Genomic DNA, 13521 nt, shown 5'->3' on the forward strand with positions numbered 1-13521 from the left:
CGCGAATCTAGCGGGCGGCTACGACAAACCCGCCAAGCCGGTCAGGACCTCCGAGGCGGTGACCGCGTCGAGCACCTCGCCGAGCGGCCGCGGCCCGCGGAGGCCGACCGATCTGACCACCTGGGTCTGGGCTCCCTCGGTGCGGCCGACGGGGATTCCCGGGTCGAGCTCCATCTCCAGGACGTGCCGATCGGGCAGGCGGCGCAGCAGCCGGGGCTCCCATCCGCCGTCCTCGGGGCGGCAGCGCTCCCAGCCGGTGCGGGTCAGGCCGAGCAGGGCCCCCGTCGTCGTGGTGGTCCCGGTGAAGCGCGGCAGCTCCGTGCCCGCGCGCTCCTCGGCCGTCAGGGCGGCGACGGGGCGGCCGAGCTGGCGGAACGGCTGGAGGATCGCGTAGTCGGCGAAGATCTCTCCCCAGGCGTCGAGCGTCGCGGGGATGAGGACGGGATGGGCGATCGCGACGGACGCGTCCGGCGGGAGGACGAACAGGGCGTCGGTGACGCCGGCGAGGGTGCCGTCCTCGGCGACCCGGAACTCCGCCGTCCCTGTCGTCCACACCAGCCGCCGGACGAGATGGACCATCAGCGGATGGCCCGCGAGCCGCTCGGTGAACTCGGCGGCCGTCCAGGAGCGCTGGAGGACCATGGCGCGTTCGAGCCTGTGGAGCTGGTCGGAGGCGACGGCCCGCAGCTCCTTCTTCAGCGCGGTGAGCCGCTTGCGGGCGACGGCGGCGAGGTCGGCGTCGTCCTTGGCGTTGGGCGCGGGAAGCGACTTGCGGACCCTGCCCGCCTCGTCGGTGACGAACGGGCTCAGGCTCTCGTCGAAGCCGAGGACGAAGCGGCGCGGCCCGTAGTCGAAGACCCGCTCCTCGAAGCGCGGGACGAGCCGGTCCGCGAGCTGCTCGCCGTCGAGGCCGAGGCGCCGCGCGACCTGCTCGACCATGCCCTCGGCCCGGCCGCGCACCCCCTTGGACGAGCCGCGCAGCGACAGCCGGTGCAGCGCCCGCAGCGCGTCCTCGGTGTCCATCTCGGCCAGCACCCAGAGGCCGGCGGCGGCCCTGTGGAAATTGAGCCTCGGCCACGACCCGTCGATGGGCGGGACCAGCCGCCGCACCGTCTCCCCGTCGCCGATCCAGGCCTGGGCCTTCAGCACCCAGCCCTGCTCGGAAGGCTCGTCGGCCCGCCGCCACGCCTCGAACAGCTCCCGTCCGAACAGCGCCAAAGACGCGCGGTCCGACAACTCCCGCAGCCGGACGAGCTCGGGATGCGGTGCCTTCTCCGAGGCCGCCAGCAGCGCGACCAGTCCGGCGGCCACCTCGCGCGACCAGGCGGTGCCGCTGTCGCGCAGCCGGATCTGCGGAAGCTCGGCGATGTGCAGCCACGGCGCCGCGGCGGGTTTCGCGGGGAGTTCCAGCGCGGGGACCGGGCCGGTCTCCGGCATGCGGGGCACGACCCCGGCGAGCTCCCTGACCTCGTCCGGGACGTCGAGGTCAGGATGGGCGTTGAGGTGGGCGCGGAGCAGGTCCCTGCCGACGTCGGCCGGATGCTCGTCGCCGCGGGCGACCATCGGCAGCAGCCGGGCGGCTCGTCCGGGGTCGAGACGGGCGGCGGCCGCCACCGCCGGGCGGGCGTTCCCGGCGTCGAACTGGCCGAGGAGCAGCGTGAACGCCTCGTCGGTGCGGACGCGGCCGAGGACGGCATAGGCCTCCTCGCGCTCCCAGCCCCAGCGGCGGCTCTCCTCGAGGGCGTCGCCGATCAGGGGCACGGTCCGGTGGCCCAGCGCGACGAAGAGCGTGGACAGGGCGCCACGGTCGAGCACGGGACGTCCGAGCGCCTCGCGGGCCAGCGCCAGGTCCGGCTCGGTCAGGACCGACGCCCACTGCCACAGCCGCAGGCCCTCGTCGCCGATCCATCCGGAGAGGGACTCTCCTACCCAGTCCGTCTCGGCGGGCAGCAGGTAGGCGGCGGCGATCATGTGCTGCGGGCCCCTGCCCCGGTAGGGGGCGACCGCGGCGACGGTCTCGGCGTAGGCGGTGTCGTCGGCGGCGGTGAGCAGCTCCCGCAGCCGCCCGGCGAGGAACCGGTCGGTGCGGTGGCGGAACGGCTCGGCCACGCGCCGGATCCGGGTCGGCTTCGATCCCCTGGCGGGCGCGTGGGCCTGCATCTCCAGCCGCTCCATGACGGCCGCGGCGGCGAAGGCGTGGCCGTGCTCCGCCACCCAGGCGTCCACGAACGAGGCGACCGGGAGCTTCTTGGCAGCAGCGGCCTCGGCCAGCGCCTGGAGGGCCGCGGCGCGCATCGGGCTCGGCTCGTCCGCCCGGACGGCCGCGACGTAGGCCGGTTCGCTGTCCGGGGCGGCGAGCGCCGCCTCGAAGTCCTTCAGCACGGTGTGCTTCGCCGGGACGGTCCTGGGCGCCAGGTCGGCGGGGACCGGCCCGCCGCGCCATGGATGCGCCCAGCTCATCAGGTCCTCGTGGATCTCCATCGGCTCACCCTAGGACACAAGATCATGCCGAATCGGGAGAAAGCAGAAGCCCGTCATATCCTCGGGGGATGGAGTTGACCGAGGCACTGCGCGGCACCGCCGCGATCCGTGAGTTCACCACCGAGACCGTTCCCGACGAGGTCGTCTACCGGATCCTCGACACCGCGAGGTTCGCGCCGAGCGGCGGCAACCGGCAGGGCTGGCGGGCGATCGTCGTCAAGGATCCCGAGGTCAGGCTCGGGATGCGGGACCTCTACCTGACCGGCTGGGATGACTACCTCGCGCTCGGCGCGGCCGGGCTCGTCCCCTGGGCGCCGCTCGCCGACCGTGCCGCCGAGGCCGAGGCGCTCAAGGCCGAACCGCTGGAGACCGGCCATCCGCGGCTGGCGTTCGCGCGGAACCTCCACACCGTCCCGGTGATGATCGCGGTCCTCGCCGACCTCAACAGCCTGGCCGCCGTCGACCGCGACCACGACCGGTACACCTTCGCGGGCGGGGCGTCGGTCTACCCCTTCGTCTGGAACCTGATGCTGGCCGCGCGGGAGGAGGGGCTCGGCGGGGTTATGACGACCATGCACGTCCGGGCCGAGGAGGAGGTCAAGGCGCTCCTCAAGGTCCCCGGCGATCTGGCGATCGCCTCCGTGGTCTTCCTCGGGCATCCGGTTAGGCGCCCGACCAGGCTCAGGCGGTCCGCCGTGGAGGAGTTCACAACACTCGACGGCTTCGACGGACCGGGCTTCACCGGCTGATCTACCCGCCGGTAAGATTCCGCTGTGGGTTATCTGTACTGGGAAGACGTGCCGACGCGGTGGAACGACAACGACTGCTACGGGCACATGAACAACGTCGTCCACTACGCGATGATGGACACCGCGGTGAACTCCTGGATGATCCGGGAGGCCGGGTTCGACCCGATCCGCGGTGACGCCATCGGCATGTGCGTGGCGTCGAGCTGCCAGTACCTCGCCGAGGCGGCCTACCCCGACGTGATCCGGGTGGGGCTGCGCGTCGGCAAGCTCGGCAACTCCAGCGTGAAATGGGAGATCGGCCTGCACAAGGGCGAGACCCTGATCGCGGAGGGCGAGTTCACCCATGTGTTCGTGGACCGGACCTCGCGGCGTCCCGTACCGATCGCGGGCGCGCTCCGCGACGCGATGCAGAAGCTGGTGGTGGCGTGAGGACGCGGGCCGCGGTCCTGACCGAGACGGGCCGGGCCACGCCCTACGCCGGTTCCAGGCCTCTGGAGATCACCGAGCTCGAGCTCGACGGCCCCGGGCCGGGCGAGCTCCTGGTGCGGATCGGCGCGGCCGGGCTCTGCCACTCCGACCTCTCGGTGATCAACGGCTCCCGGGTGCGGCCACTGCCGATGGCGCTCGGCCACGAGGCCGCCGGTGAGGTCGTCGCCACCGGCTCCGGCACCGGGTTCACCGCCGGCGACCATGTCGTGCTGGCCTTCGTGCCCGCCTGCGGCGAGTGCGCGCGGTGCACGGCGGGGCGCCCTGCGCTGTGCCTGCCGGGCGCCGCGGCCAACGGGGCGGGCAGCCTGCTGGGCGGCGGGCGGCGCCTCGACGGCCGCCGGGTCCATCACCACCTGGGCGTCTCGGCGTTCTCCGAGTACGCGGTCGTCTCCGCGAAGTCGGCCGTCAAGGTCGATTCCGACCTTCCCTTCGAGATCGCCGCCCTGTTCGGCTGCGCGGTCCTGACCGGGGCCGGAGCGGCGCTGCACAGCGCGAAGGTCACGCCTGAGGACTCGGTGGCGGTGTTCGGGCTGGGCGGGGTCGGGCTGTCGGCGTTGCTCGGCGCCAGGTCGCTCGGCGCGCGGCAGCTCGTCGCGATCGACGTGGTCCCCGAGAAGCTGGCGCTGGCCCGCGAGCTCGGCGCCACCCACACCGTGCTGGGCGGCCCCGACGCGGTCGCCGAGATCCGCGAGCTGACGGGCGGCGGCGCGGACAAGGTCATCGAGACCGCGGGCGTGGTGCCGGTCCTGCGCCAGGCCTACGACGTGACGGCCCCGGGCGGCACCACCGTGACGGTCGGCCTCCCGGCCCCCGGCAAGGACCTCGCCCTCCCCGCCCTGAGCCTGGTCGCCGAGGAACGCACCCTCAAGGGCAGCTACCTGGGCTCCTGCCGCCCCCGCGTCGACATCCCCCGCTTCGTCGACCTGTACCGCGCCGGGAATCTGCCCGTCGACCGCCTCCTGTCGGGCACCCTCGCCCTCGACGACGTCAACGAGGGCTTCGACCGCCTGCACACCGGCGAGGCCGTCCGCCAGGTCATCCTCTTCTGAGCCGCCGTCCTAGGGGCTGTTTCAATGTCGGCGCCCGTGGCGAGCGGCGTCCAGGTGCGTGCCTCGCGGGGGCGGAGGAGGGAGTCGACCTGGTTGGGTCGGCGACCGACGACAACCTCGCGAGGTGCGTGCCTGGGCGCCGCGCAGTAGGGCAGTTGACTTTGAAACAGCCCCTAGGTGCGGAGCATGCGGAGGGCGAGGTCGGTGTAGGCCCCGGCGATCTCGGCCGGGGTTCTGCGGGTCTGGGTGGGGAACCAGCGGGCGACGTCGATCGTGAGCGACAGCAGCGCGGTGGACGTCATCGGGTCGGCGGTGAACTCGCCCGTGGCGACGCCGGCGTCGATGGCCGAGCGCAGGCGGCCGTCGGTCCTGCGGCGCAGGGCGAGCAGGTCGCGCTGGTGCTCCGGCGTCAGCGAGGAGTGCTCGTACTGGATGATGCGGGCGAGCGTGTGGTGCTCGGCGTGGAACCGGACCATCGCCTGGACGATCGCGGCGACGCGTTCGGCGGGGCTGCCCTCGTCCGCCCGGTCGCACAGCTCCGCGACGACCTCGTGGCCGGTCCTGGCGATCTCGTAGAGCAGCGCCTCCTTCGTCGGGAAGTGCATGTACATCGCGGCCGGGCTCATTCCGGCGCGCATCGCGACCTGCCGGGTGGAGGTGCCGTGGAAGCCCTGCTCGCCGAACGCCTCCAGCGCGGCGAGCAGGAGCTTCTGGGCCGTGGCCGGGAGATCCGACCACGACTCCTGGACCGAGGGGGTCGTCACAGCGTCGTCAGGCCGCCGTCGACCGGGATCACCACCCCGTTCACGTAGGAACCGGCCCGGCTGGCCAGGAAGACCGCGACGCCCGCCATGTCGTCGGCCCGCCCGATGCGCTTCAGCGGGACGGTGTCGGCGATGACGTCGCCGAAGGCGTCGAGGGTCGCCGCCATCATCTTGGACTCGAACGGTCCGGGGGCGACCGCGTTGACGGTGATGGACTCCGGCCCCAGCTCCTTGGCGAGCACCCGGCTGAGCTGGTGCACTCCGGCCTTGCTCGTGGTGTAGGAGTAGCGCTGGCCCGGGGTCATGATGCCGTCGATCGAGCCGATGTTGATGACCCGGGCCGGGTCGTCGGGGGTCGCGGCGGCCCGCAGGTTCGGCAGCAGCGCACGGGTGAGGTAGAACGGCGCCTTCAGGTTGAGGTCGACGACCTTGTCCCAGGCGGAGGCGGGGAACTCCTCCAGCGGGGCGCCCCAGGTGGCGCCCGCGTTGTTGACCAGGATGTTCAACGGCCCCTCGACCGCCGACGCCAGCCGCACGCACTCGGCCTCGGTGCTGACGTCGGCGGGCACGCCCACGACCTCGCCGAACTCCGAGAGCTCCTTGACCGCGGCGTCGACCGCGTCGGCCTTGCGCGAGCTGATGACGACCTGTGCGGCCCCGGCCTGCAGGAATCCGCGGGCGATCATGAGCCCGATCCCGCGCGTACCGCCGGTGACCAGCGCGGTCTTGCCTTCAAGACTGAAGAGGTTCACAGCCGGCAGATCCCTTCCGATGAGCCCCTTCACGCAACACAAAGGACCAGCTCAGAGGCATGTTCATTTTCCGGGACATCCTACCGTCAGGCTGCCCCGGGGTCAGGAGGCGGGTGCGGCCGCCACCTCGAGGAGGGCTTCGGCCACGGCGGCGGCCTCGGTGATCATGAGGTCGTGGCCGGTGTCGATGTCCCAGAGGCGGCCGGCGGTGCGGGCCTCGGCCACCAGGGCGGGGTCGCGGGTGGCCAGGGTCGAGGTGCAGACGATGTGGAACTTCGCGATCGCTCCGAGCGCGGCCTCGCCGGTGAGGACGAGCGGCTGCTCGAAGCACTTCCACGGGTGGCCGGTCAGCCGCTCGTCCATCCAGGCGAGGTCACCGGGGTCGGTGACGCCGTAGAACAGTCCCGCGCCCGGCGCGGGGAGCAGCACCAGCTCGACGCCGTCGACCACCGCGCCGTGCGGGCGGATCGCCTCGATCATCGGCCCGGCGAGCTTCAGGAGCGACTGCCCGTCGACGGGTGTCGCCGCGTCGAGGTAGACGAGGCGTCCCACCCGGTCCGGCGCGCGGTCGGCGGCACCGGTGACGACCATCCCGCCGTAGCTGTGGCCGACGAGGATCACCTCTCGCAGGTCCTCGTACCGCAGGAGCGCGGTGACGTCCTCGATGTGGGTGTCGAGATCGATGTCCGGATGCAGCAGATGCGACCGCTCCCCCAGGCCGGTCAGGGTCGGTGTGTGCACCTCGTGCCCCGCCGACCTCAGCAGGCGGGCGACCTTCCGGTAGCACCAGCCGCCGTGACCTCCTCCGTGCACCAGAACGTACGTCGCCATGGCCCTGCCCCTCTCGCGCGTCTCAGTAACCGTGTTACTTGAGTAACTTTGTTACCGTAAACGGGTGGAGCGAGCACAGCAAGAGGCCATCGTCGACGTGGTGATCGAGCTTCTCGTCTCCGGCGGCACCGATGCCGTCCACCTGCGCGAGGTCGCCAGGAGGGCGCGGGTCTCCCTCGCGACGATCTACAAGCACTTCCCGGCGAGGGACGACCTCATCGTGACCGCACTGGAGCGGTGGATGGCCGCCAACACCTACACCGACCTCGCCCCGCCCGCCCCCGGCGAGCCCCTCCGCGACGGCCTCATGCGCGTCTTCCGCTACGTCTTCGAGCCCTGGGAGCGCCATCCCCGCATGCTCGAGGCGTTCCACCGGGCGCGCACGGGACCGGGCGGGCACCGTCTCGACCGGCAGGGCATGGCCGCCATCGAACCCGTGGCCAGGGCCGTCCTCGAGGGCGCCGACCCGGACTACGCCGGCGACATCGACATCGTCCTCACCCACATGGCCTACGCCCTCATCGGGCGGTTCGCCGACGGCGCCCTCGAGGCCACCGCCATCCTCCCGATGCTCGAACGCGTGGTCTTCCGCCTGACCGCCGACAACGCGCCGGACGCCTCCGCGGCCGTCGCCCGGCGCACGGGAGGAGAACCCGTGTGAAGATCTTCCCCGGGGAGACCCGGCGTTGCCTCCGCGCCGACCCTCCCATGGTGTCGGGGTTGGCATCCTGCGAAGAGTCGGGATGTTCTTCCCGAACACGGACGAAACGCCGGGAGTCGTGATGGCCGAGACAACCGACCCGCCCGAATCGGCTCCGCGGCAGGGCGGGCGGCGCCGAGGCCGCGCCCTGGCGGCCGTCGCCGTGATCTGCGCGCTCGGCCTCGGAGGCGTGGCCTGCGGCAGGGCGGAGACCGTCAGCCTGCGGCGCGCCATCAACGGTGCCGACACCGATCTGCCCGCCACCGGCAAGGCGACCGTGAAGGTCCGGAACATCTTCGTGCTGGGACCCACGCCGCCCGCCGTCATGCCCGCGGGATCGGACGCTCCGTTCTACGCGCTGATCACCTCGGTGCGGGCCGACCGGCTGCTGTCCGTCACCTCCCCGGCCTTCGCCGGCTCCCGCATCACCGGCGGCTCGGTGCCTGCGCCCGGCGGCGAACTGGTGGACCTGCGGGCCGCGGGGCGTCCGCTGGTGATGCTGACCGGGTCCAGGCAGGCGTTGCGGGGCGGGGAGAACATCGACGTCACCCTGACGTTCGAGCGCGCCGGGCGACGGACCGTCCTGGTGCCGGTCATGCCGCGCCAGGACCCCTTCGACACCTATCCGACCGCCGCTCTCACCACCGGCGGCTGACACCCGGCCCCGAGAAAGCCCCCCGATGGAATACGAGCTGATGCTGTGCCTGCGCCATCCCCGGGCACCCGACTTCCTCGACGTCCTGCTCCACGTGGACGGCCTGGGCCTGCTCGGTGAGGTCGACTGGGCCGCCCGCACGGCCTGGTTCACCCACACCGGCGATCGGGGCGAGCGGGTGGCGGTGCGGGTGAGCGTCCACGAGCACGATCCGCTCGAGTTCGACGACGCCGACGACCTCCGGGCCCTCGGTTTCACGCCCCGCAGCGGGCTGAGCGTCTGGGCGAAGAGCGGGACGCCGTTCGCGGCCCGCGTGACCGCCGAGACCGCGGTCCCGCTCGCCCGCGCCACCGGGGCGATGATCGTCTCGCTCGGCGGGCTGCTGCGCCCGCCGGACGGCCTGCCCGGCGTCCTCGGCGTCATCAGCCTCGACATGTGGGACGGCGAGGGCCACCGGGACCGCACCGTCTGCGACGCCGCCTTCCTCGCGGCGTGGCTCGCCCACCCGTCCTTCCATCTGCTCCCCGGCGAGACCTGACCGCGGCGGCCGGGCCTCCGCTCAGACGACGGCGACGGCGTCGATCTCGACGAGGAAGCCCGGGCCGAGCCCCGCGACGACATGGACGGTGATCGCGGGCGGCGGGTCGGCCGGGTCCCACGCCTTCTGGAAGGCGGCGAACCCGTCGTCCAGCGCGTGGCCGTCCACCACGGCGATGGTCCAGTGCACGATGTTCGCCAGGCCCGCCCCCTCGCTCTCCAGGACCGTCGCGAGGTTCCGGAGCGCCTGGCCCGCCTGCTCCGCGACGGTGTCACCGACGACCTTCCCGTCGGGTCCGACGCCGTTCTGGCCGCCGATGTAGATCGTCTTCGCGGGCCGTTCGACGACGACGGCCTGGCTGAAGCCGGGGTTGCGGTGGAGCCCCTCGGGATTGATGTGCCGGACGCTCATGGTCTTCTCCTTCCGGACGATGACACCCCTTAAAGCGGTGTCTCCTCAACACCAGTTATAGTAGTTACATGCGCATGAGCACAACCGGTCGGGTGCTGCACGACCCCAAGGGAGGGTCGTTCCGCTTCGACGCGGGAGCGGTCTGCCTCGACTTCGCCCACACCGGGGGCGAGGGCCCCTACGCGGTGTTCGAGACGCTCCACCGGCCGTCCGACCTGGCCGCCTGGCTGGCCGAGCCGCCGCTGTCGGCGACACCGGCGGTTCCTCCGTCGGCGGCCGAGCTGACCGCGGCCAAGAGCCTCCGCCAGGCGATCTGGGAGACGGCCCATGACCGCGCGGCGGACCGGCCCCTGACCGGGACCGCGGTCGAGACCCTCAACCGGGCCGCCTCCGCTCCGTCCCTCGTCCCCGAGCTCTCCGCCGGCGGCACGTCCGCGGGCTGGGCCGCCCCGGTCCGGACCGAGCAGGTCCTGTCCGCGCTGGCACGAGAGATGATCGAGCTGCTCACGGGGCCGCTGGCCGCGCGGTTCCGCGAGTGCGCGAGCGACGACTGCCCGCTGGTCTTCGTCGACACCTCGCGCCCCGGCGCCCGCCGCTGGTGCGCCATGGAACGCTGCGGCAACCGCCACAAGCTCCGCGCCCTCCGCGCCCGCCGTCAGGAACCCCCGGAGACCGCGTGACCGGCCGTCAGGGGGCTGCCGCGGTGGCGATGAGGCCGGTGAAGGCGGTGAAGCGGGCGCGCTCCGCCTCGGCCGGTTCGAGGACGAGCCCGACGCCGACGTCCGCGACGGCCGCGCGGAGCTCACGGGCGGCGCGGCGGGCCCGCAGCCGGGAACCGGCGAGCGCCGCGACCCGGCACAGGGCGCCGAGCAGCAGGCCCGCCAGCATCCCTCCCAGGAAGAGCACCGTCGGCCAGGGAACGGCGCCGAGGTCCGGCGTCGGAACGTCGGGCAGCCTCAGATAACCGACGGCGAACAGGGCCGACAGCCATAGGCCGCCAACGACCGTGCACGCCAGCAGCAGCCACTGGACCGCGGCGACGGCCCGCCACCAGCGGGGCTTCGGGGACAGGCCGAGGGAGGTCCCGGTCACCACGCGGTCGAGGGCGTCGTGCAGATCGTCGCCGGGCGCGCGCGCCGCCTTCCTGACGGCCGCCGCCCACGGCTCGGCGACACCCCGGGAGGCGCCCGCTCCCGCCTCACGGATCGCGACGTCCAGGACGGCCCGCCGGACCGGTGAGACCGTCTCCAGCGAGCTGCGTCCGTGTCCCTCCACCCGCAGCCTGCGCAGCGGGTCGGGCCGCAGCGAGCGCAGCCACCGGGTGACCGGCCATCCGGTCGCCGCGACCGTGCGGTGCCGGTGCGCCCTGGCGATCGCCCGCACGACCTCCGGCACGCCCGCGGCTTCGACCAGCGCGTCGGTGAGCGGTTCCGCCATCGGCGGCGGTTCACGATCGTGGCCGTCCGCGGGAAGACGGGCGGCCTGACCGAGCCGGTCCGCGGCCGCCCGGGCGTCGGCCTCCAGCCGGGCGATCCGCTCCCGGCGCCCGGCCACCCGGTCCACGAGGATCTTCCGCAGCTCCGGCAGCCCCTGCCCGGTCCGGGCGGACACCGCGACGACCGGTACTCCGCCGAGCCCATCCGCCTCCAGCAGCCTCCGCAGATCTTCGAGGCAGCGGGACACGGCGCCCGCCGGCAGCCGGTCGATCTGGTTCAGCACCACGATCGTCACGTCCCGGTGCCCGGCCAGCGGCCTCAGATACCGTTCGTGTACGGCGGCGTCGGCGTACTTCTGCGGATCGACGACCCACACGAGCAGGTCCACGGCCCCGACCAGGCGTTCGGCCTCCAGCCGGTGGGACCCTTCGATCGAGTCGTGGTCGGGCAGATCGATGAGGATCAGCCCCGACAGGTCGGTGTCCGCCTCGACGGTGTGCCGGCGCGGCACGTCCAGCCAGTCCAGCAGCGCGGACGACCCCTCGGGATTCCAGCGGGCGGCCTGGGCGACGGCCGTGGTCGGCCGGGTCACCCCGGTCTCGGCGATGGGTGTCCCGGCGATGGCGTTGAACAGCGACGACTTCCCGCTGCCGGTGGCGCCCGCCAGCGCGACGGCGGTGTGCCCGGCCGACAGCGCCGTCCGCGCTCCGGCCCGCGCCACGACCTCCTCGGCCGCCTCGACGTCCTCGTCGTCGAGCCGTCCACGGGCCAGGGCCGCCGCCTCTCCCAGCGCCGTGAGCCGTTCCGCCAGGGAGGGCGCGTTCTTTCGCCATGGCGCCTTCACTTCGCGCCTCCGCCGGAGAGCTCTCCGCGATGGGCCCGGATGGTCCCGGCCACCGCGCGCAGCCGTCCGGGGTCCGCCTCCAGCGTCGGGGACAGCAGCACGGTGAAGCGGCCGCGGTCCTGCGCGAGCAGGACGCGGACCCGCTCCGCCAGGTCGGACCTGGCCTCGCCGGTGAGCCTGCGGACGGCCTGGTCGCCGAAGACGGCCTCCAGCAGCTTCTGGCCGACCACCCCGGTGCCGCCCGCGATGCCGATCTCCAGACCCGACAGCCCGCCCGTCGAGGCGAACACCCCGACCATGAGGAGCAGTCCGAGCCCGTTGACTCCGAACGACGCCGCGCGGGCCGCCCCCCGGCGTGAGGCGCCCTCCCTGCGGACGAGGTCGAGAACGAATCCCTGCCACTCCCGGACCGCCCGCTCCGCCCCGGCCTGGAGCCGCGGCGACGCCCTGCCGAGCCTGCCCGCCTGGGCGACGTCCTCGTCCTCAAGGAGGGCGCGGCCTGCGGGGGTGGCCAGCCAGGCGTCGACCGTGCGTTCCGCGGCGCCGTCGGCGACCGCTCCGATGAGCGCCTCGACGCCGTTGGCCATGGCGGCCGTCAGTTCCCGCTCGGCGAGGGGACGGCCGGTGAACGCCGCGACCACCCGGTCCCTGAGGCGTCCGACCCGGGATTCCAGGCCGCGCATGAGGTCTCCGGTCCCGACGAAGTCCTGCCAGCGTGCCAGGACCTCGCTGCGCAGGAGGCTGCCGTCGCGCATCCCGTCGTCGAAGGCCGTGAGACCGGCCGTGTAGGCGCTCTCGGCCAGGTCCGCGAGCTCCCGGGCGCCGAGCCGCTGCCGCTCCACGGAATCGGCCAGGCCGCGGACGCGGGCGTCGAGGCTGTCGATGGAGCCCGCGAGGGTGCGGTGGACGACCGCGGCGCGCGTCCTGGCGTCCGCCGACAGCTCCTCCAGCCAGCGCCGCACGGGCCCGGCCGCGGTCTCGGGCAGCAGGGCGCCGTTCTCGGGCAGCCGCAGTTCGGGGATCTCGAAGAGCGGGACGGGCCCCAGGCCGTTCTCCTCCAGCAGCCGCCGCAGATCGCGGCCCACGGGCCCGGACGCCTCGGCGGGCACGCGCTGCAGGATGACGGCCAGCGCGGTGCTGCGGTCGCGGGCCCGGCGCAGGAAGCCCCACGGCACGTCGTCGGCGTACCGGGCCGCCGTGGTGCAGAACAGCCACAGGTCGGCCGCGGCCAGAAGCTGCGCGGCGAGGTCCCGGTTGGCCTTGACGACCGAGTCGATGTCGGGCGCGTCCAGCAGCGCCAGCCCGGACGGGACGGTCTCGGCCGTGACCAGCCGCAGGGTCCCCGCCTCCGCCCGCCCGCCTCCCGTGGACCGGGGGAGCCCCGGCAGCACGCGCGTCCCGCTGAACCAGCCGGCGTCCGCGGGATGGACCACCAGGGTGGGCGCGAGGGTGGTCGGCCTCAGCACTCCTGCCTCGGTCACCTCGGCTCCGACGAGCGAGTTCACCAGGGTCGACTTCCCCGCTCCCGTGGAGCCGCCGACGACCGCGAGCAGCGGGGCGTCGAGGGCGGCCAGCCGGGGCAGCAGGTAGTCGTCGAGCTGACCGGCGAGTTCCTTGAGCGCGTGCCGGTCGGAGGCCGTGTCGCCGACCTTGAGCGGGAACATCTCCTGATCGAGCGTGCGCCGCAGCTCCAGCAGCGCCGCGGACAGTCCGGACATGCCGCCCCCATGCCCCCGTTCGGCGCGGCCGAACGCGGTCCTCGCCTGCGGCCGTGGCCGGGTGGGGATGCGGGGCCGGACGGAAGGGTAGGAGGCTGATATCG

Annotated in this window: 14 protein-coding genes; 7 read left to right on the forward strand and 7 right to left on the reverse strand. The window is 73.5% G+C overall.

The window, feature by feature from the left end:
• Window positions 1-18 precede the first annotated feature (18 nt).
• Window positions 19-2481, reverse strand: coding sequence for a DUF4132 domain-containing protein (locus ABD785_RS01520; RefSeq protein ID WP_344821298.1), 2463 nt, complete (start codon window positions 2479-2481; stop codon window positions 19-21).
• A gap of 68 nt (window positions 2482-2549) precedes the next feature.
• Between ABD785_RS01520 and ABD785_RS01525 the strand changes: the two genes are divergently transcribed.
• The 3 genes from ABD785_RS01525 to ABD785_RS01535 are packed head-to-tail and all read left to right on the forward strand — an operon-like array spanning window position 2550 to window position 4768.
• Window positions 2550-3230, forward strand: a complete 681-nt coding sequence (locus tag ABD785_RS01525; RefSeq protein WP_344821299.1) for a nitroreductase family protein — start codon at window positions 2550-2552, stop codon at window positions 3228-3230.
• Between the two features lie 24 nt (window positions 3231-3254).
• Window positions 3255-3659 (forward strand): acyl-CoA thioesterase, encoded by a 405-nt coding sequence (locus ABD785_RS01530; RefSeq protein ID WP_344821300.1) that lies wholly within the window; start codon window positions 3255-3257, stop codon window positions 3657-3659.
• On the forward strand, window positions 3656-4768 hold the full coding sequence (locus ABD785_RS01535) for a zinc-dependent alcohol dehydrogenase family protein (RefSeq protein WP_344821301.1): 1113 nt from the start codon (window positions 3656-3658) through the stop codon (window positions 4766-4768). Before ABD785_RS01530 ends, ABD785_RS01535 begins: the two co-directional genes overlap by 4 nt.
• Before the next feature lie 173 nt (window positions 4769-4941).
• On the opposite strand, the gene ABD785_RS01540 is transcribed toward ABD785_RS01535, so the two are convergent.
• The 3 genes from ABD785_RS01540 to ABD785_RS01550 form a co-directional block, all read right to left on the reverse strand.
• A complete protein-coding gene (locus tag ABD785_RS01540; protein ID WP_344821302.1) occupies window positions 4942-5532 on the reverse strand; it encodes a TetR/AcrR family transcriptional regulator in 591 nt (196 codons plus the stop codon).
• Complete coding sequence (locus ABD785_RS01545) at window positions 5529-6284, reverse strand: SDR family oxidoreductase (RefSeq protein ID WP_344821303.1); 756 nt, start codon at window positions 6282-6284, stop codon at window positions 5529-5531. The genes ABD785_RS01540 and ABD785_RS01545 overlap by 4 nt, the downstream gene beginning before the upstream one ends.
• Before the next feature lie 102 nt (window positions 6285-6386).
• Window positions 6387-7115, reverse strand: a complete 729-nt coding sequence (locus ABD785_RS01550) for an alpha/beta hydrolase (RefSeq protein WP_344821304.1) — start codon at window positions 7113-7115, stop codon at window positions 6387-6389.
• 64 nt (window positions 7116-7179) lie between these two features.
• Here ABD785_RS01550 and ABD785_RS01555 point away from each other — a divergent pair, with 64 nt between their 5' ends.
• The 3 genes from ABD785_RS01555 (at window position 7180) to ABD785_RS01565 (ending at window position 9008) form a co-directional block, all read left to right on the forward strand.
• Window positions 7180-7776, forward strand: coding sequence for a TetR/AcrR family transcriptional regulator (locus tag ABD785_RS01555; protein WP_344821305.1), 597 nt, complete (start codon window positions 7180-7182; stop codon window positions 7774-7776).
• 121 nt (window positions 7777-7897) lie between these two features.
• Window positions 7898-8470, forward strand: coding sequence for a copper chaperone PCu(A)C domain-containing protein (locus ABD785_RS01560; protein ID WP_344821306.1), 573 nt, complete (start codon window positions 7898-7900; stop codon window positions 8468-8470).
• Window positions 8471-8495: 25 nt separating this feature from the next.
• Window positions 8496-9008: a DUF6368 family protein gene (locus ABD785_RS01565; RefSeq protein WP_344821307.1), complete on the forward strand. Its 513-nt coding sequence runs from the start codon at window positions 8496-8498 to the stop codon at window positions 9006-9008.
• A gap of 21 nt (window positions 9009-9029) precedes the next feature.
• On the opposite strand, the gene ABD785_RS01570 is transcribed toward ABD785_RS01565, so the two are convergent.
• The gene (locus ABD785_RS01570) at window positions 9030-9419 is read right to left on the reverse strand and encodes a RidA family protein (RefSeq protein ID WP_344821308.1); all 390 of its coding nucleotides are present in this window, start codon (window positions 9417-9419) and stop codon (window positions 9030-9032) included.
• A 74-nt stretch (window positions 9420-9493) separates the two neighbouring features.
• Here ABD785_RS01570 and ABD785_RS01575 point away from each other — a divergent pair, with 74 nt between their 5' ends.
• Complete coding sequence (locus tag ABD785_RS01575) at window positions 9494-10099, forward strand: CGNR zinc finger domain-containing protein (RefSeq protein WP_344821309.1); 606 nt, start codon at window positions 9494-9496, stop codon at window positions 10097-10099.
• 7 nt (window positions 10100-10106) lie between these two features.
• On the opposite strand, the gene ABD785_RS01580 is transcribed toward ABD785_RS01575, so the two are convergent.
• Window positions 10107-11699, reverse strand: a complete 1593-nt coding sequence (locus ABD785_RS01580) for a GTPase family protein (protein ID WP_344821310.1) — start codon at window positions 11697-11699, stop codon at window positions 10107-10109.
• Complete coding sequence (locus tag ABD785_RS01585; RefSeq protein WP_344821311.1) at window positions 11696-13417, reverse strand: GTPase domain-containing protein; 1722 nt, start codon at window positions 13415-13417, stop codon at window positions 11696-11698. The genes ABD785_RS01580 and ABD785_RS01585 overlap by 4 nt, the downstream gene beginning before the upstream one ends.
• Window positions 13418-13521 lie beyond the last annotated feature (104 nt).

Source organism: Actinocorallia longicatena (assembly GCF_039534125.1).
GTDB lineage: Bacteria > Actinomycetota > Actinomycetes > Streptosporangiales > Streptosporangiaceae > Actinocorallia > Actinocorallia longicatena.

Excerpts from the sequence above, each read along its gene's own strand:
- ABD785_RS01520 (WP_344821298.1), bottom strand. The coding sequence starts at position 2,481 with ATGGAGATCCACGAGGACCTGATGAGCTGGGCGCATCCATGGCGCGGC.
- ABD785_RS01525 (WP_344821299.1), top strand. The coding sequence starts at position 2,550 with ATGGAGTTGACCGAGGCACTGCGCGGCACCGCCGCGATCCGTGAGTTC.
- ABD785_RS01550 (WP_344821304.1), bottom strand. The coding sequence starts at position 7,115 with ATGGCGACGTACGTTCTGGTGCACGGAGGAGGTCACGGCGGCTGGTGC.
- ABD785_RS01560 (WP_344821306.1), top strand. The coding sequence starts at position 7,898 with ATGGCCGAGACAACCGACCCGCCCGAATCGGCTCCGCGGCAGGGCGGG.
- ABD785_RS01565 (WP_344821307.1), top strand. The coding sequence starts at position 8,496 with ATGGAATACGAGCTGATGCTGTGCCTGCGCCATCCCCGGGCACCCGAC.
- ABD785_RS01570 (WP_344821308.1), bottom strand. The coding sequence starts at position 9,419 with ATGAGCGTCCGGCACATCAATCCCGAGGGGCTCCACCGCAACCCCGGC.
- ABD785_RS01575 (WP_344821309.1), top strand. The coding sequence starts at position 9,494 with ATGAGCACAACCGGTCGGGTGCTGCACGACCCCAAGGGAGGGTCGTTC.
- ABD785_RS01585 (WP_344821311.1), bottom strand. The coding sequence starts at position 13,417 with ATGTCCGGACTGTCCGCGGCGCTGCTGGAGCTGCGGCGCACGCTCGAT.